The organism is Azonexus sp., from assembly GCF_030824335.1.
Lineage (GTDB): Bacteria > Pseudomonadota > Gammaproteobacteria > Burkholderiales > Rhodocyclaceae > Azonexus.
In genome coordinates this window covers 238861-257623 of the sequence record NZ_JAVBXX010000007.1, presented here as the reverse complement: position 1 = coordinate 257623, position 18763 = coordinate 238861, and the positions used below count along the sequence as shown (strand labels likewise).

11 protein-coding genes and 1 riboswitch are annotated in these 18763 nt (G+C 60.0%); of the genes, 4 read left to right on the top strand and 7 right to left on the bottom strand.

The features are described 5' to 3' along the window. Positions 1–20: 20 nt before the first annotated feature. Positions 21–2831, bottom strand: a complete 2811-nt coding sequence (locus RCI20_RS05070; RefSeq protein ID WP_306603476.1) for a ribonucleoside-diphosphate reductase subunit alpha — start codon at positions 2829–2831, stop codon at positions 21–23. Between the two features lie 160 nt (positions 2832–2991). Next, positions 2992–3192: riboswitch (cobalamin riboswitch) on the bottom strand. A 327-nt stretch (positions 3193–3519) separates the two neighbouring features. On the opposite strand from RCI20_RS05070, the gene RCI20_RS05065 reads away from it, so the two are divergent. Further along, positions 3520–5424 (top strand): FimV family protein, encoded by a 1905-nt coding sequence (locus tag RCI20_RS05065; RefSeq protein WP_306603475.1) that lies wholly within the window; start codon positions 3520–3522, stop codon positions 5422–5424. A gap of 27 nt (positions 5425–5451) precedes the next feature. Here RCI20_RS05065 and RCI20_RS05060 read toward each other — a convergent pair whose 3' ends face one another. Together RCI20_RS05060 and RCI20_RS05055 are read right to left on the bottom strand one after the other, a co-directional pair. Next, a complete protein-coding gene (locus RCI20_RS05060; protein WP_306603474.1) occupies positions 5452–5844 on the bottom strand; it encodes a group II truncated hemoglobin in 393 nt (130 codons plus the stop codon). A 26-nt stretch (positions 5845–5870) separates the two neighbouring features. Beyond that, positions 5871–8156 (bottom strand): YgiQ family radical SAM protein, encoded by a 2286-nt coding sequence (locus tag RCI20_RS05055; RefSeq protein ID WP_306603554.1) that lies wholly within the window; start codon positions 8154–8156, stop codon positions 5871–5873. A gap of 259 nt (positions 8157–8415) precedes the next feature. On the opposite strand from RCI20_RS05055, the gene RCI20_RS05050 reads away from it, so the two are divergent. Next, on the top strand, positions 8416–10986 hold the full coding sequence (locus RCI20_RS05050) for a PAS domain S-box protein (protein WP_306603473.1): 2571 nt from the start codon (positions 8416–8418) through the stop codon (positions 10984–10986). 27 nt (positions 10987–11013) lie between these two features. Beyond that, positions 11014–12147: a response regulator gene (locus RCI20_RS05045; RefSeq protein ID WP_306603472.1), complete on the top strand. Its 1134-nt coding sequence runs from the start codon at positions 11014–11016 to the stop codon at positions 12145–12147. Positions 12148–12171: 24 nt separating this feature from the next. On the opposite strand, the gene RCI20_RS05040 is transcribed toward RCI20_RS05045, so the two are convergent. Both RCI20_RS05040 and radA read right to left on the bottom strand, forming a co-directional pair. Further along, positions 12172–14697: an ABC transporter permease gene (locus RCI20_RS05040; protein ID WP_306603471.1), complete on the bottom strand. Its 2526-nt coding sequence runs from the start codon at positions 14695–14697 to the stop codon at positions 12172–12174. After that, complete coding sequence (gene radA, locus RCI20_RS05035; RefSeq protein WP_306603470.1) at positions 14694–16052, bottom strand: DNA repair protein RadA; 1359 nt, start codon at positions 16050–16052, stop codon at positions 14694–14696. Before radA ends, RCI20_RS05040 begins: the two co-directional genes overlap by 4 nt. A gap of 47 nt (positions 16053–16099) precedes the next feature. On the opposite strand from radA, the gene RCI20_RS05030 reads away from it, so the two are divergent. Then, positions 16100–16594: a cyclic nucleotide-binding domain-containing protein gene (locus RCI20_RS05030; RefSeq protein WP_306603469.1), complete on the top strand. Its 495-nt coding sequence runs from the start codon at positions 16100–16102 to the stop codon at positions 16592–16594. Here RCI20_RS05030 and alr read toward each other — a convergent pair. Next, entirely contained in the window at positions 16591–17682 is a 1092-nt protein-coding gene (gene alr / locus RCI20_RS05025) for an alanine racemase (RefSeq protein ID WP_306603468.1), read from the bottom strand. The two genes, RCI20_RS05030 and alr, sit on opposite strands and share 4 nt — an antisense overlap. Further along, on the bottom strand, positions 17679–18581 hold the full coding sequence (locus RCI20_RS05020; protein ID WP_306603467.1) for a LysR family transcriptional regulator: 903 nt from the start codon (positions 18579–18581) through the stop codon (positions 17679–17681). Before RCI20_RS05020 ends, alr begins: the two co-directional genes overlap by 4 nt. Positions 18582–18763 lie beyond the last annotated feature (182 nt).

Sequence of the window (18763 nt, the reverse complement as noted above, 5' to 3'; positions counted from 1 at the left end):
TCAGGCGAAAAACCGCAAGCTTACTGGCAGGCCTCGCATTCGGGATCGTCGATGGAGCAGAATTTCGGCACTTCTTCCGTCACCACCGAATCGTCACGTCCGCCCGCCTTCTCGGCCTGGCTGGCGCCGAGGGTGCGCAGGTAGTAGGTGGTTTTCAGGCCGCGCGTCCACGCCAGCTTGTAGATTTCATCGAGTTTCTTGCCGGACGGCAGCGCCAGATAGAGGTTCAGCGACTGCGCCTGATCGATCCATTTCTGCCGGCGCGCGGCCGCTTCGATCAGCCACACCGGGTCGATCTCGAAGGCCGTCGCGTAGCGCGCCTTGAGTTCTTCCGGCACGCGCTCGATGCGGGCCAGCGAGCCGTCGAAATACTTGAGGTCGGAGACCATCACTTCGTCCCACAGGTCGAGCGCTTTCAGGTCGCGGACCAGCGCGTCGTTGACGACGGTGAACTCGCCGGAGAGGTTCGATTTGACGTAGATGTTCTGGTAAGTCGGCTCGATGCTGGCCGAGACGCCGACGATGTTGGAAATGGTCGCCGTCGGCGCGATGGCGACGCAGTTGGAATTGCGCATGCCGTAGCGGGCGATGCGTTCCTTGAGCGCGGCCCAGTCGAGACTGGATTCACGATTCACGTCGAGATAACCACCCCGCCCTGCCTCCAGCAAGCCGATCGAATCCAGCGGCAAAATGCCCTGATCCCACAGGCTGCCGGTGAAGCTCGAATAACGGCCGCGCTCGCGGGCCAGTTCGCTCGACGCCCAATAGGCGTGGTAGCAGACGGCTTCCATGGTCTTGTCGGCGAATTCGACTGCTGCGGTCGACGCGTACGGCAGGCCGATTTCGTACAGGCAATCGGCAAAACCCATGATGCCGAGGCCGACCGGGCGATGCCGCAGGTTGGCGTTGCGCGCCTTGGGCGTCGCGTAGAAGTTGATGTCGACAACGTTGTCGAGCATGCGCAGCGCGGTGGTCACGGTGCGCGCCAGCTTTTCCTGATCGAGCCGGCCGTCCTTCAGGTGCGCCAGCAGATTGACCGAGCCAAGGTTGCAGACGGCGGTTTCTGCATCCGAGGTATTGAGCGTGATCTCGGTGCACAGGTTGGACGAATGGACGACGCCGACATGCTGCTGCGGCGAGCGCAGGTTGCAGGCATCCTTGAAGGTGATCCACGGATGGCCGGTTTCGAACAGCATGGTCAGCATCTTGCGCCACAGTTGCACGGCCGGGATTTTCTTGTGCAGCTTGAGTTGCCCAGCGGCGGCCTGCGCCTCGTAGCCGACATAAGCCGCTGCAAAGGCAGCACCGAACTTTTCGTGCAGATCGGGCACGTCGACCGGAGAAAACAGCGTCCATTCGCCGTTCTCGATGACGCGTTTCATGAACAGGTCGGGAATCCAGTTGGCGGTGTTCATGTCGTGCGTGCGCCGGCGCTCGTCGCCGGTGTTCTTGCGCAGGTCGAGGAATTCCTCGATGTCGAGATGCCAGGTTTCGAGATAGGCGCAGACGGCGCCCTTGCGCTTGCCACCCTGATTCACGGCCACCGCCGTATCGTTGACCACTTTCAGGAAGGGAATGACGCCCTGGCTCTGGCCGTTGGTGCCCTTGATCCGGCTGCCCAGCGAGCGCACCGGCGTCCAGTCGTTGCCCAGCCCGCCGGCGTATTTCTGCAGCAAGGCATTTTCCTTGATCGATTGATAGATGCCTTCGAGATCGTCGGCGACGGTGGTCAGGTAGCACGACGACAGTTGCGAATGCAGCGTGCCGCTATTGAACAGGGTCGGCGTCGAGCACATGAAATCGAAGCTGGAAATCAGGCCGTAGAACTCGATGGCGCGCACTTCGCGGTCGATTTCGTTGAGCGCCAGCCCCATCGCGACACGCATGAAGAAAATCTGCGGCAGCTCGATGCGCCGGCCTTCGATGTGCAGGAAATAACGGTCGTACAGCGTCTGCAGGCCGAGATAGCCGAACTGCAGGTCGCGCTCGGGTTTCAGGGCGGCAGCGAGGCGCGGCAGGTCGTAGCTGGCGAGACGCGGGTCGAGCAGTTCGGCAGCGATGCCCTGCTTGATGAAAACGGGCAGATACTCGGCTTGAACCGCGCCCCGCAGGAAGCCCCCTTGGGGGGCAGCAAGCTCATCCAGCGCCAGCAGCCGACCAAGTACCTCGCGCCCCAGGCTGGCCAGCAGCAGGCGGGCGGTGACCTGGTTGTAGGCCGGCTCGCGCTCGATCAGCGTGCGTGCGGCGAGGATCAGCGCCTGATAGACATCGCTCAGCGGCACGCCATCGTACAGGTTGCGCAGCGCGTGTTCGAAGATGGTCCGCGGTGAAACCCGCTCACCCAAGCCGGCGCAGGCAGCCTCGCAGTTTTTCAGCAGCAACGCCCGATCAAGCGGCTTGCGCACGCCGTCGTCGAGCACGTGCAACTCGGCAACGCTGATTTCCTCGATATGGCTGGCCGCCCGCTCGGCCGCCCGACGCTCGCGATAGAGCACATAGGCCCGCGCTACGTCGTGCTCGCCAGCGCGCATCAGCGCCAGTTCGACCTGGTCCTGAATGTCTTCGATATGCACCGTGCCGCCATCGGGCATGCGCCGCGTCAGCGAGCGGACGACGGTCTGCGTCAGCCGGGCAACGACCTCGCGGATGCGCGACGACACCGCGCTCTGACTGCCTTCGACAGCGAGAAAGGCCTTGCTCAGCGCGACGGCGATCTTGTCGGCATCGAAAGCGACGAGCGCGCCGTTGCGGCGGATGACCTGCAGCGCGGCAACCGCAAACTCGTTAGCAGCGGAATGAACGTGAACGACGGACTGAGCGGTGGGTGACAAGGCGATTCTCCGTATCGGGGGGCGGAGAACCGGGAACTTGCGCGGCCGGCAGACGCGTACCTACGCCACCGGAAACCACCCGGCAGACACGCGATACGACGAAGCAACGGCAAGAAACCACGCAACAACCTCTCGTCAGGGACACCCCGCCCCAAAATCAATGAAAAGGACACATTGAGGCAGGTCTCCTGGCTCTCGGCTCAACGCGTTTCACCCGCCTTCCCGGACGCATCCAGTGGCATGAGTTGGCGAAACGCTCGCCGATTACAGTTGCGGGGGCAGCCCCGGAATTCAGGTCGAAGACCTGGCACCGGATTCCCTTTCAATCCCCTTGCGGGGAACCTTCAATGGAACGCAGTCTATGGGCAGCGGACAAGGCTTGTCAATAAATCAGTACACAACCTGTAGTTCAAATGATGGGTTTTTGCACTACTGGTAGTGATTTTTGCCGATTCAATCATTCACTTACAGCCATTGCTGATTCCGGGATCAAGCGTAATCCAGACAAGGCAAAAAGTTCAGTGTTGCTTTCATGGCATCAAGGTTTGATCTGGCGCAATGGTTTTGAGTTTTTTTGCAGTTTTGTATTTTTTCACTCAGGCCATTCAACTACACTAAGACTAAAGGCGTAGTTAATAATTGGTTTGGTGAGCATCACACTGACACCAAAGTTTTGCTTGGGGGCAAGATGAAAAAAACGCTAATACTGCCCATATGTGCATGTCTTTTCGGGAGTATTTCGACATCAGGATTTGCTGCGGCACTGGGTGACCTGAATGTTGCATCCTTCCTTGGACAACGCCTTTCCGGTACGGTTGAGTTGATCCAGCCTGTCGGACAGGATTTACCGATCAGCTGTTTTCGTGCGGTGAAGCCGGAGAATGCTGCAAGCCAGAATCTCCCGTGGCTGGCTAAAATTCATGTCAATTTGCAAAGGCGTACCGGGCAAGCCCGCTTGTTGCTGACTTCGTCGCAATCCATCGACGAACCCATGCTCGCGCTGGCAATCCAGATTGGCTGCGGTATCGATGTCACCCGCGAATACCTGTTGATGCTTTCACCGGCGCCGAGCACAAAGCCAACTGAATTGACACCTGCCAAGGCAGTCTCCCGGGCAGCAACACCACCGGATAGCAGCATTGCAGGAAAAACCAGTCAGAAACCGCTCAAACAGGCACACCCAACGCATACCTGGATCATTGGCGATGGGGAGTCGGTTTCCGGCTTGGCCAGTGCGCTGTATCCGGAAAATGCAAAGATGCGCAAGGCTTTCACCCAGGCTGTTTTTCAGGCTAACCCGGATCTGGTCATGGAATATTCAAGCCGTGACCTGCTCCCCCCCGGGCTGGTGCTGGTTGTGCCTGACTTGCAGAATCTGGCCAACAGCCCGGCTGCAATAGCAGCCAGCAGCGGCGAAATCATCAAGCCGGCACACGACCTCCCTGCATCAAGACTGCCAGTACCAGACCAAAGGTATACCGCCCAACAGCTCCCTGAGCGCAGCAGTGACCGCCTCGTTGTTTCGGAGGTCACCGATGCGACCGCCTATCCAGGTGACCTGGTGGTCCATGAACGTGCCGAGGCAAGCCGGCAAGAGCTGCTGCAATTACATCGTTTCATCAACACGGCGCTACCGCCGAGCAACGACACCGACACAGCAGAATTGATTGCCTTGCAACGTCGAATGGCCGTACTGCAGGAAACGCTGGAACAAATTCGCCTTGCTGAAAAAAGGATCGAAATACCGTCAAGCCCCCTGCCACCAGTCGCCGAAGTCAAGCAGATGCCGCTTGAAAGAACTGCGCTGCCGGAGACAGCCATCTTGCCTGCCAACAAAAATCCGGCGCTGTCGACAAACCGGGACAAGCTCATCCTTGGTGTCGGGACAGGCACACTGGGTATCGTGTTGGGCCTCACGTTCGCCTATTTGGGCCAAAACATGCTGACACGTTGGCGTCGTCGGCCAGCGTCAGGCCAGGTTGATGAAACGGGGCTGGAAATCAATTTGAACAAGCCACCGGCTAGCCCCAGGAGATCTGCTCTCGATACGATTTCGTCCCCTTCCGAAACCGGCACGCTCCCGGATGTCCAGATCGCCGATCCCATGGCATATTCGGATATTGCTGACTTCCTGCTGAAAACCGGCCACATGGCACACGCTGCCGAGTTTTTCCGGGACTTTGTCGATGCCACACCGGAAGCTGCCTTGACGCCTTGGCTGAAACTGCTGCTGACTTATCAGCGCTTGGGGAGTGAAGCCGAGTTTCGCTGGGTTGCCCAGCAACTGAAAGAACGCTTCAATGTTAACGAGATCCGCTGGGAAGATGGCCCGGAACAACTGGAGCGCGTTCTTGGCGGCAATTCCTTCATTTCTACCCAGGATGGCGCGCAGAGCATTGAGGCAATGCCGCATGTCTGTCGCAAGATCGGCGAATTATGGGGAACGCCGGCATGCTATCGCTATCTTGAGGATCTGTTGCGCGATAACCGGGGTGGCGACAGAGATGGCCTGTCGCTTCCGGTCATCCAGGAAGTCATCCTGTTGATGCAAATACTGCAAAGCGAGGGATCAACTACCAAACGGATCATTTGACCCATCCGCCGCACGCAAGGAGGGCTTTCAGCCTTCCTTGTTACGCATGAAATCCGCCGTGTTGAAGAAATTCTCCAGCAACTTGGCGCGGATGCTCTCCTCGACACCGGTATCTTCCATCGCCAGCACCATGCAGGCAACCCATTGGTCGCGCTCCTTGATGCCGATGGCAAACGGCATGTGACGACCGCGCAGGCGGGGATGACCGAACTTCTCGACAAACAGGTCCGGGCCACCTAACCAGCCGGACAGGAACATGTACAACTTGTCGCGTGAGCCCTGCAGGCTCTCCGGGTGCATGGCGCGCAATTCGGAAAAATGCGGGACGGTGTCCATCAATTCGTAGAAGCGGTCGCAAAGCTTGCCGACGGCGGCATCGCCGCCGATTTTTTCGTAGGTTGTGACGGTGCTGCTTTCCATTTTCTCTCCTGCTTTTATGCTGGTTTTTATCTTTTCGGACCGGGTTTCCGCGGTCCACTGCTCGGTTTGGCACTTTTTCCTGCAGCAAAGCCTGCTTTAACCGGACGGGTGGCATCACTCCGTCCACTTGGCGAGGCTCGACGCACTGCTGCGGTCGACGCCATCTGTGGGCCAGTTTTGCCACTACCGGTTTTCCCCGCAGTGCTTTTGCCCACATGCTTTGCGGCCGGTTGAGCACTGCTGCGAGCATCGCTGTGCAGCAAACCGCTTTTCAGTCCCGTACCCGCCGGTTGCCAGGCGGGAATCAGGTGTTTCTTGCCATTGCCGATCAGGTCGGTGCGCCCCATTTCCTTCAAGGCTTCGCGCAACAACGGCCAGTTTTCGGCGTCGTGGTAACGCAGGAAAGCCTTGTGCAGCTTGCGCTGGCGCCCGTTGCGCACGGCTCCGACATGCTCGCCGCCAGTGCGGTGCAGCTTCTTCAGCGGATTTTTTTCGGAGTGGTACATCGTCGTTGCCAGTGCCATCGGCGTTGGCAGGAAGGTCTGCACCTGGTCGAGGCGGAAGTTGTTCTTCTTCAGCCACAACGCCAGGTTGAGCATGTCCTCGTCAGTCGTTCCCGGATGGGCGGCGATGAAATACGGGATCAGGTACTGCTCCTTGCCGGCCTCGCGTGAGAAACGGTCGAACAACTGCTTGAAGCGGTCGTAGGCGCCCATGCCGGGCTTCATCATCTTCGACAACGGGCCGGCTTCGGTGTGTTCCGGGGCGATCTTCAGATAGCCGCCGACGTGATGCGTGACCAGTTCCTTGATGTATTCCGGCGAGCGCACAGCCAGGTCGTAGCGCAGGCCGGAGCCGATCAGCACCTTCTTGACGCCCTTCACGTCACGCGCCTTGCGGTACAGCGAAATCAGCTTCGAATGGTCGGTGCCGAGGTTTTCGCAGATGTCCGGATAGACGCAGGACAAGCGGCGACAGGCGGACTCGATCTGCGGGTCCTTGCAGGTCAGGTGGAACATGTTGGCGGTCGGCCCGCCGAGGTCGGAGACGATGCCGGTGAAGCCCGGCGTCTTGTCGCGCATTTCCTCGATTTCGCGGATCACCGAGTCTTCCGAACGGCTCTGGATGATGCGCCCTTCGTGCTCGGTGATCGAGCAGAAGGTGCAGCCGCCGAAGCAGCCGCGCATGATGTTGACCGAGAAGCGGATCATTTCCCAGGCCGGGATTTTCGCGTCGCCGTAGCTCGGATGCGGCCGGCGGGCATAGGGCAGTTCGTAGACACCGTCGAGCTCTTCGGTGGTCAGCGGAATCGGCGGCGGATTCAGCCAGACATCGCGCTCGCCATGCGCCTGCACCATAGCCCGCGCGTTGCCGGGGTTGGATTCGAGGTGAAAGGTGCGCGAGGCGTGAGCGTACAGCACCGGGTCTTCCTTGACCTGCTCGTAGGATGGCAGGCGAACCACGGTGTGGGCGCGGCGCTCACGGCGGGCGGCCAGGCGTTCCTCACGCGAGACGAGGCGCACGACGTGTTCGGTTTTTTGGCCATTTTCTGGGACCATAGAACCAACGGCTGGCCCCAGCGTCAACCGCGAATTTTGGCCATTTTTGCCGGCGCCAGCATCGTTCATCGCATAAGGATCAGCATGCTGGATCAACGGTCCTGGCGTATCGACTTCGGTCGAATCCATCACATCCCAGTCGTCGCCGGGCAGCCAGCCAGTCGGCACCATGAAGGCGGTGCCGCGCAGGTCGCGGATGTCGGAAATCTTTTCGCCGCGCGCCAGGCGGTGCGTCAGTTCGACCAGCGCGCGTTCGGCATTGCCGAAAATCAGCAGATCGGCCTTGGAATCCGGCAGCACCGAGCGGCGGACCTTGTCCGACCAGTAATCGTAATGCGCGATGCGGCGCAGGCTGGCTTCGATGGAACCAATGATCACTGCCGTTCCGGGATAGGCTTCGCGGCAGCGCTGGGCATAGACGGTGACGGCGCGATCCGGCCGCTTGTTGGGTTCGGCGTTGGGCGTGTAGGCGTCGTCGGAGCGGGTCTTGCGGTCCGAGGTGTAGCGATTGACCATCGAATCCATGTTGCCGGCGGTGACGCCGAAATACAGATTGGGTTTGCCCAGCTGGCGGAAGTCGACCGCAGAATTCCAGTCCGGCTGGCACAGGATGCCGACGCGGAAACCCTGGGCTTCGAGGAGCCGCCCGACCAGTGCCATGCCGAAGCTGGGATGGTCGATGTAGGCATCGCCGGTGACCATGATGATGTCGCAGGAGTCCCAGCCCAATTGGTCCATTTCGGCGCGCGACATGGGCAGGAAAGGTGCCGGACCGAAACGGTGCGCCCAGAACTTGCGATAGGAGAAGAGTGGCCGCGGTGCAGCCTGTGGTACGTGATTGAGCATGCGGCATTTTACCCGATGGCAAGATAAGAGATGCACCAAACTGGCGCAATAGCGCCTTCCCGGGTAAGGTCTATGCGCCCAAGCCGCTCGACCAATTGACTAGCCAAACACCGTATACTGTTGCCCTCACAAGGCATCGCCAAGCGATAAAACAACAGGGAACAACATGCAGGGATCTACCTCGTTTGTCGCTCGCATATTTCGTTATCTGCCCGGAGCGCAGGCGTTGCAGCACCTGCTCAGCAGCGCACCGAAGCGCGCCGATAACGCATCGCTGCTGCGCAGCATTCTCGACTTGGTTGCAGCGGAAGTCGCAGTGATCGACCGCCAAGGCGTCATTCTTGCGGTCAACGAGCCCTGGCGCCGCTTTTCCCTGGAAAATGCCAAGTTCCCGGATGTGGCGACGCCAAACACGCTGACCGGGGCCAACTACTTTTCGACTGGCCAGACCGACAGGCTGGACGACGACGATGCCAGCCGGGCGCGACTGGGCATCCAGGCGGTACTCGATGGTCGATTGCCAGTGTTCAGCATGGAATACACCTGCGATTCGGCAGGGCAAAAACGCTGGTTTACGATGACGGCCAGGCCGCTCCCCGGCAAAAACGCCCTACCCGATGGCGCAGTCATCACGCACGTCGACATCAGCCAATCCAAGGCAGCCGAAGAAAAAGCCAAGCAAGCCGAACATCAATCGGCGCAACTGTTGCAGGCATTCGAACAAAGCCCGACCTCGATGTTCATCACCAACCGTGAAGGCGTCATCGAATACGTCAACCCGCGCTTCACGCAATTGACCGGTTACGACAAACAGGAAATCATCGGCCAGCGGCCGGGTTTCCTGAAGTCCGGCTTGACGACCGAGGAAACTTACGAGGATCTCTGGCGCACCCTGGCGGCCGGCAAAAGCTGGCGTGGTTTGCTGTGCAACCGGACGAAAGACGGCAAACTGATCTGGGAAGACACTTCGATTGCCCCCATCGTCAATGCCGAACAAACCATCACGCATTTCATCACGACCAAGGAAAACGTGACGGCCAAATTGCAGATCGAGAACGAACTGGCCAAGCATCGCGCCCATCTCGAAGAAGAGGTTGCGGCGCGGACTGCCGAACTGAGCCGGGCTCTTGAAGCAGCACGCGTGGCCGAGCGGACCAAGGACGAATTTCTGGCCAATATCACGCATGAACTGCGTACGCCACTGGCGGCGGTCATCGGATTTTCCCGGCTGGCCCGCCCGTTGTGCAACCAGACTACGCAAGGCGAGTACCTGGATAGCGTCATCGAGGCCGGGAAAACGCTGGGCAACATCATCGACGATCTGCTCGACCTGTCGAAAATCGTTGCCGGCGCCATCACTTTCGACGCAAAACCATTCAGCATTCGTCGCCTGCTTAGCCGCGTCAATACAGTCATCAGCTACCGGATCAGCGAAAAAGGCCTGATCCTTGAGGAAAGTATCGCCGAGGAAGTCCCCGACGTATTGATCGGCGATGCGCTGCGCATTGAGCAGATTCTGCTCAATCTGCTAAGCAACGCCATTAAATTCACCTCACGTGGCCATATCCGGACCCGGATCAATCTCGTCGCCATGCGCGAAGCGCGCGCCTGCATCGATATATCGGTCGAAGATAGCGGCATCGGTATCGATCAGGAGTCGATTCCCCTGCTCTTCAAACCTTTCTCGCAGGCCGATGCCTCGGTCACCCGACGCTTTGGCGGCACCGGGCTGGGCCTTGCCATCTGTGCCCGCTTGGCCGCACTGATGGATGGCGATATCGAAGTCAGCAGCAAGCCCGGCATTGGATCGCGTTTCGACGTCCGGCTGTGGCTGACCAAAGGCGATAGCGAACAATTGCAGCACCAGGATGAGGAAGCGGATACCCCGCTGAACATTCGCTACCGCGACACCTGCGTTCTGGTGGTCGACGATCAGGCAATGAATCGTGAGCTGGTCGAGATTCTGTTGAAAAACGTGGGTATTGCGGTCGACCTGGCACGCAACGGCGAACAAGCGCTGAACATGCTGTTCAACGGCAAAAAAAACTATGATCTCGTGATGATGGACATTCAGATGCCAGTCATGGACGGGCATACCGCTACGCATGAAATTCGCAAGAAACCGCACTTCCAGGATTTGCCGATCATCGCAATGACCGCACATACCATGGTGCACGAACGGGAGAGAACATTGCAGGCCGGCATGAACGACCATCTTGGCAAGCCATTCGATGAACCGACTTTCTACCGCGTGCTCGCTCGCTGGATTGGGGCAGAGAAACAGGTTGTCATATCCAGCAGTCCGGAAACCCCGGACGCCACCGAAACAACAGGCCATTTCCCGGAAGTTGAGGGGATTGATCTGGTTCAAGTACGCAGTCTGATGCGCAACGATGCGGACCGTTTCGTTTACTGGCTACGCAATTTCCTGACCGAAGGTCCGGCTGCCGTGGAAAAAATTCGCCAGTCGCTGACTGACGAAGATCGGGAAACGGCCAGCATGACGGCCCACATGATCAAGGGGCGCTGCGGTCTGCTGGGCATGAGCCGCCTGCATCAGGTTTCGGCCAACCTCGAAACGACGATTGAAGCAGGCCAGCCTGCCGATGCGCTGCTTGAGGAACTGACCGCCTTGACCGCAACGATGTGCGAGAACATCCGGCAGGCAGTCGAATTGCCCCACACCGCCCTAGCTACAGCCATTCCACCAACCGGATCTGCGACACCAACAACCTAAAATACGTTTGCCTGGAGAACACCTCGTATGAAACAAGACTTCACTGTATTTGCCGTCGATGACGATCCGATGGCACTCGACCTGATCGGTTCTGTACTCGCAGGTCAGTGCCTGGTCGAGACCTTTCCGACGGTCGAAGCCTGCAAGGCTCGGCTGGAGGGGACAAAGCCGGACATGTTCCTGCTCGATGTCCGCATGCCCGGTATCAACGGTTACGATTTCTGCCGCGAAATCAAGGATGACTACCACCTGCGCACCCTGCCGGTCACCTTCGTTTCCTCTCAGGACACCATCGAAGCCCGTCTGACCGGTTACGATGCCGGTGGCGACGATTTCATCGTCAAGCCATTCGCGGCAGAAGAACTTGAGCGCAAAGTCCGGGTCGCCCGCCAGTTCGAACAGAATGCCAGCCAGATCCGCCAGCAACTCGACGATGCAGAAATGCTTTCCTCACTGGTCATGGCAAACATGGATGAATATGCCGTACTGGTTCGCTTCCTGCGGGAACTGCTTTCCTGCGAAGACGAAACGGGCATCGCCAACTGCACGCTGGACATGATCCGGCGCTACAACCTCGACGGTGCGATCCAGGTCCGCACCCGGGCCACGACCATCACCATCAGCCCGCGCGGGACCAATCAGCCGCTGGAGGAGTCGGTGCTGGGTCATGTACGCGGCATGGACCGTATTTTCGAATTCAAGAATCGCGGCGTGCACAATTTCGAACACATCACGCTGATGATCAACAATCTGCCGCTGCACGACCCGGAATACTGCGGCCGCCTGCGCGACCACCTGTGCATCGCACTGGAGTCGGCCGAAGCGCGCATCCAGGCTATCGAGACCGAGAGCGCGAACAACCGCAAGGATTCCGGCATCCGGCACGTACTCGAACGCATCCAGAGCGTCACCAGCGGCCTGACCCAAACCTATCTCAAGGAAGTCACCGCAACCTCGGAATTGATGCTGCGTCTGGAACAGGCACTAGCCAAATCCTTTGTCAGCCTGGGATTGACCGACGATCAGGAACACGAACTGAGCGACACAATCAGCCGCTTCTCCGAAGAAATGGTACACATCCTCGATAGCAGTGCCGAAGCCCACGAACCCTTGCGGCAGATCAGTCAAGAACTGAATCAGTTGATCGGGCGCAATGAATGATTGGCTTGGCGCCCGGGCAATCCCTTAATTGCCCTGGCGCAAGGCTTCCAGCGGCGGCACGCCAAGCAGGCGGCGCATACCCAGCCAGCCGGCGAAGGTCGTAGCCAGCGCGCAGCCGGCGGCCACAATGAGCGGCGAAGTCAGGGAAAATTCCGGTTCGATCTGGAAAACCTGACGCGCCAGCAGTTGACCGAGTCCGGCGGCACCGAGCGCTGCGATCATCCCGGCCAGCGCTCCGACGGCCGCCAGTTCAACCAGCAGAGCCTGGCGTAATTGCTCACGCCGGGCGCCCAGTGCGCGCATGACGGCCAGTTCGAAACGCCGCTCGTCGATGGCCGACAGGAAAGCGGCATACAGCACGACCGCCCCGGCGGCCAGCGTGAACAGGAAGACGAACTGGACTGCGCCGACCACCTGCCCGACCACCGATTGAATCTGCGCCAGGATGGCGTCGATATCGATCACGGTCAGATTGGGGAAGGCTTCAACCAGTTGCGACGCAAGCATGCGTCGCTCTGTCGGCAAATGAAAACTGGTGATATAGCTGGCCGGCGCATCGTCGAGCACGCCGGGTGGCGTCAGCACGAAGAAATTGACCCGCATCGAATCCCAGTCGAGCTTGCGCAGACTGGTCACAGCCACATTTTTTTCCTCGCCGGCCACCGAAAAAACCAGCCGGTCACCCAAGGCAATGCCGAGGGTTTTGGCCAATCCGGCTTCGACCGATGCTTCGCCCTCTGCTTGGGCCCCACGCTTCCCGGATTTCTCCGTGTTGCCGGCGGCTGCCGCAGCAAACCAGCGACCGGCGGTGACCTCGTTGCCGTCCGGCAAGCTCGCCCGCCAGGACAAGTTGAATTCGCGCTCGATCAAGCGTTGCGCCCGATCATCATCGGGAAAATCGGCCGCACTGACCGAACGTTCGTTGATGCGCAGCAAACGCGCCCGGACCATTGGCGCCAACTCGGCGGCAATGCCCTGCCCGGCCAACCACTGCGCCACGCCAACCTGCTGTTCGGGCTGGATATTGATCACGAACCGATTCGGCGCGTCGGCCGGCACGGATTTCTGCCAGGCATCGACCAGTTCCAGCCGGGTCACACCGAGCAATAACAAGGCCATCAAGCCGATGCCCAGCGCCACGATTTTCAGGGTATTGGCCGTGCCGTGACGAGCCAGCGTCGCCAGTCCCTGCCGCCAGCCGAAGCCGATACCGCCGCGCCAGCGACTGGCCAGACGAATCGCCAGCCAGGCGAGGAACCAGAACAGCGCCAGCGCCCCGCTGAAACCGGCAATGGCCAACGAGCCAAGCCGCACGTCGCCAGCGGCGCGAAAAATCAGCCCGCAGAGCAACAAGAAACCAAATAGGTAACCGATGACCGCCAGCGGCGCCGGCGGCCCAAGTTCGCGCCGCAAGACGCGCAGGGTCGGGACGCGAGCCAATTGCAGCAAGGGCGGCATGGCGAAACCGAAGAGCAGCACACCGGCCACCAAAGCGCCTTCAAGCGCCGGGCGGATGCCGGGCAAGGGCAAATCGCTCGACACCAGATCAGCCATCGCCGAAACCAGGACGAAATGTGCAGCGAAGCCGAACAGGACACCGAGTAATGCAGCGGCCAGCGCCATAGCCAGGAAAGACAAGGCATGCAGGCGCAGCAGCCGGCCCTGTGTCGTGCCCAGGCAGCGCAGCACGGCGCAGGCATCGAGATGACGCTGCATGTAACGGCGCGCCGCCAGTGCCACGGCAATCGCGGAAAGTATTACGGTCAACAGCGTTGCCAGGCCCAAAAAGCGTTGCGCCTTATCCAGTGCAGTACGAATTTCCGGTCGGGCATTTTCGATGTCTTCCAGCCGTTGACCGCGCGCAAGCTTGCCGCTGGCCCAGTCGCGCCATTCGGCAAGCGCTTTTTCCGGCCCGGCGATGAGCAACCGGTAACGCACGCGGGCGCCGAACTGGAGCAATCCGCTGGCCGGCACGTCATCGATATGCATCATCAAGCGCGGCGCCATGGCGAACAGATTCATGCTGCGGTCGGGTTCGCGGGTGATCAGCGCTGTCGCTGGCAAAACCAGTTGTCCGATATGAAGCGGCGTCTCCGGCAACAAGCCGAGTGCACCATGCAGGCGCTCATCGACCCACACGGTTTTTGCCGTCGGCCCCCGGTTGACCGCAACATCGGTCAGTCCGGGCTGCGTCGCCGTGCGCAACAGACCGCGCAGGGGATAAGTATCGCTGACCGCCTTGATCTCGACTAGTTGCGACCGCCCGCCAGCCAGCACCATGCTCGGAAAGACCAGCGTCTGCGCCGTGCGCAAGCCGCGTTTTTCTGCTTCCTGCCGAAGGCCTTTATCCAGCGGCTGGTCGCTCACGACGACCAGATCGGCCCCCAGCATCTGCCGCGCCTCGACTTCCAGCGCCCGGCCGACCCGGTCGGCCAGAAAGCCGACAGCCGACACTGCCGCCACGGCTATGCACAGTGCGACAAACAGCAAGCGCATCTCGCCGGAACGCAATTCGCGTCCGAGCATGCGCCAGGCTAAACCGAAGATCATTGCAATTCCCGGATGCGCGTTACCGCTTCATCAACCCGCTTGACGGCAATCACTTCCATGCCCGGAATCGGCGTCCGCGGACGATTGGCTTCCGGGATCAGCGCCCGCGTGAAACCGAGTTTCGCCGCTTCCTTCAAGCGCTCCTGGCCACGTGGTGCGGGGCGGATTTCACCGGCCAGACCAACTTCACCAAATACAATAAGTTTCTCTGGCAAGGGTTTGTTTTTCAAGGATGATGTAATCGCCAGCAGCACCGCCAGATCACCCGCCGGCTCGCCAATCTTTACCCCGCCGACGGCATTGACGAAGACATCCTGATCGAAGCAGACGATGCCGGCGTGGCGATGCAAAACGGCCAGTAACATGGCCAGGCGCTGTGCATCCAGCCCGACGGTCAACCGGCGCGGATTGCCGTGCGCTGTATCGACCAGCGCCTGGATTTCCACCAGCAGCGGCCGCGTGCCTTCCTGCGTCACCATCACGCAGGAACCGGCCACCTCCTGCCCGTGCTGCGACAGGAACAGCGCCGAAGGATTGCTGACACCCTTCAAACCGGTTTCGGTCATCGCAAAAACGCCCAGCTCGTTGACCGCGCCGAAGCGGTTTTTCACTGCGCGCACCAGCCGGAAGCTGGAATGCGTGTCGCCCTCGAAATAGAGTACGGTGTCGACGATGTGTTCGAGCACGCGTGGCCCAGCCAGCGCGCCTTCCTTGGTCACATGCCCGACCAGGATGACCGTGATGCCGGCCTGTTTGGCCAGCCGCGTCAGTTGTGCCGCGCATTCGCGCACCTGCGCCACCGAACCCGGTGCGCTGGACAACTGATCGGACCACAGCGTCTGGATCGAATCGATTACCGCGACCTGCGGCTTTTCCGCCTGCAGCGTGGACAGGATGCGTTCCAGATTGATCTCGGCCATCAACTGCAGAGAGCGCGTATCGAGATTCAGGCGGCGGGCGCGCAAGGCCACCTGCTCGCCGGATTCCTCGCCACTGACATAAAGCACCTTGTGCGTCGCCGACAACTGGGCCTGCGCCTGCAACAGCAGCGTACTTTTGCCGATCCCCGGATCGCCGCCGATCAGCACGACGCCACCCGGCACCAGACCGCCGCCGAGCGCCCGATCGAATTCGCTGATACCGGTCGGGATACGATCCGTTTCGCGCGCCTCGATCTCCGACAGATTCAACAGCTTGGCCGTTGGCGCCAGCGATTCGAAGCGATGGTTGCCGGGTTTCTCGGCAATACTTTCGACCAGCGTGTTCCAGGCATTGCAGGCCGGGCACTGGCCCTGCCACTTCGGGCTGGTGCCGCCGCACTCAGTGCAGCTATAGATGGTTTTGCTTTTCGCCATGTTGTTCGAAGGATACACTACGCGGCTAACTGACCGTAAATTGCACTATGCCGACCTGGACTAATGAAGAAATCAGTTTTCACGACGATCAGCGGCTCATGGGCAAGCTTATCGAACGTATTGGCGTATTCAACGGATTGAGCCAACAAGAATTGATCGAACTGCTCCGCAATGCTGAAAAATGCAATTTCAGCAGCGGCGAAACCATCGTCCGCCAGAATGGTACCGGTGCTTACCTCTACATCATTATCGCCGGTCAGGTGTTGGTGCTCAAATCATCCGAAAATCGTGGCGGAAAAATATTGGCCAAGCTGCACACCGGCGATTGCTTCGGTGAAATGTCGTTTATCGATGGAGACCCACGCTCGGCCTCTGTCATTGCCGATTCCCCGTGCATCCTGCTCCGCCTGAATGAAAACGCCTGCCTGTCCGCCCCGCTTGCCGGCGCGAAGATTTTTCGCAACATCGCGCGCATCCTGAGTTGCCGACTGCGTGCGATGGATGAAGCCTATGTCACCCAATCCTCGTCCGGCGCCGCTTAAGAGACGACACTCACCGGCACACGTGGCGCCAGCGCACAGAACAGCTCGTAAGCAATGGTGCCGGCCGCAGCCGCCACCGCGTCGGCTGGTACATAACCGGCTGCGCCTTTGCCCCACAAGGTCACCGGGCTGCCGATACCGGCTTCCGGAATATCGTTGAGATCACAGGCCAGCATGTCCATCGAAACACGCCCCACGGTGCGAGTCAGCTTGCCAGCAACGGCAATCGGCGTGCCGGTTGGCGCATGGCGCGGATAGCCGTCGGCGTAGCCGCAGGCGACGATACCGATGCGCATCGGCCGCTCGGCCGTGTATGTACCGCCATAACCGATGCGTTCACCGGTGCGGACGTTCTGCACGCCAATCAACTGGCTGTCCAGCGTCATGGCCGGCAACAGGTCGAAGGCTTCGGCCGGCTGATCGGCAAACGGACTGGCGCCGTAAAGCATGATGCCAGGCCGCACCCAGTCGCCGTGGGCCAGCGGATGGCGCAGGATGGCGGCAGAATTGCCCAGACTGACCGGGCCGTGCCACTCACCAGCCATGGCCTGAAAACGCGCCAGTTGCCAACGCACGCCGCGTTCGCCATCGGCCTCGGCGAAATGTGTCATCAAAGTCAGGTTGACCGCAGGAATCTGCTTCAGTCGCTCCCAGGCCCGGGCCAGCGTGGTTTCGTCGAAACCGAGCCGGTTCATGCCGCTGTTGAGCTTCAGGTAAATACTCAGTGGCCGGTCGGCCCGGGCATGGGCGGCCAGCAGGTCAATCTGTTCCAGGCAATGGACGACGGTATGCAGCCCATGTTTGACCACTTGCCGCGCATCGCTGTCGCCGAAGATGCCTTCGAGCAGCAGGATGGGCTGGCGAATGCCACGTTCGCGCAGGGCCACGGCGTTTTCACATTCGAGCAAGGCGAATCCGTCGGCCTCGCCTTGCAAGGCATCGACCGCTCGCTGTTGTCCGTGACCGTAGGCATCGGCCTTGACCACAGCCCAAGCCCAGGAATCGGGTGCGCAGGCCTTGGCCTGACGGTAATTGTGGAGAATGGCCGCCGGTGAAATCGATGCGCGGATGGGGCGGGAGGTTTTCATTCAGCCTGTTCCTTGAGTTTTCGCCGGGCAAAGTCGACGAAGGTAGCGACCAGTTTCGACTGGAACCTGTCCTTCGGGTGCACCAGATACAAATTGCGTTTGAGCGGTGGATCGAGCGGAATACTGAGCAATTCGCCGAGCCGGTTTTCCTTCGCCACCACCGCACGCGACACGATGGCAAAGCCCAGACCGGTCGAAACGACGCCTTTCAGGGCCTCCGGGCTGCCTAGCTCCATCTGGGTTTTCAAGCGTTCCGGCGCAATGCCGTGCTGGCGGAAATAACTGTCGGTGATTTCCTTGGTGCCGGAACCGGGTTCGCGGGAAATGAATTCGTAGTCGACCAGATCGTTCGGGCACAGCTTGGCGAACTCGGCCAGCGGATAATCCGGCATGCAGATCACCTGCAACTCGTCCTCGCAACAGATCTGGCTGGTCAAACCGGAAAGCTTGGCCGGCATTTCGATCATCCCGACATCCAGCGTCAATTCGGCCACCCGGCCTTCGATGCTTTCCGAATTGGCCACGATCAGCCGCGCCCTGACCTGCGGGTACAAGGCATTGAACTCGCCCAGGACACGCGGCAACATGAATTCGGCAATGGTCGTACTGGCACCGACGAGCAGCGGCCCACGCATTTCACCCGTCATTTCGGACAGCCGGGTATCCATTTCGTCGGATAGCGCCAGTATCTTTTCCGCATAGGACAGCACCACCTCGCCCGCCGGCGTCAGCAGGATGCTGCCGTGCCGTCGCTCGAACAGGCGCGTGCCGTATTGCTCTTCCAGTTGTTTGATCTGGAAGGTCACCGCCGGCTGTGTCATGAACAAGGCATCTGCCGCTCGGGTAAAGCTGAGATGCTTGGCTACTGCATGAAAAACCTGCAAGCGCCGGTCCGCCATGGATTGACTCCAGTATGCAATTCGAGGGAGGTTGATATTCAACCACACTAAGAGGCATCGTCAGACAGCGGGAGAGGCAGAATTCAGAAAAAAACACCCGCCCAACCTCGCCTGTTTTGCCGCCAGACATGATCACCGGTCAGCTTCGTGCATTACCTGACAAGATGTAGAGTGGCCATTTT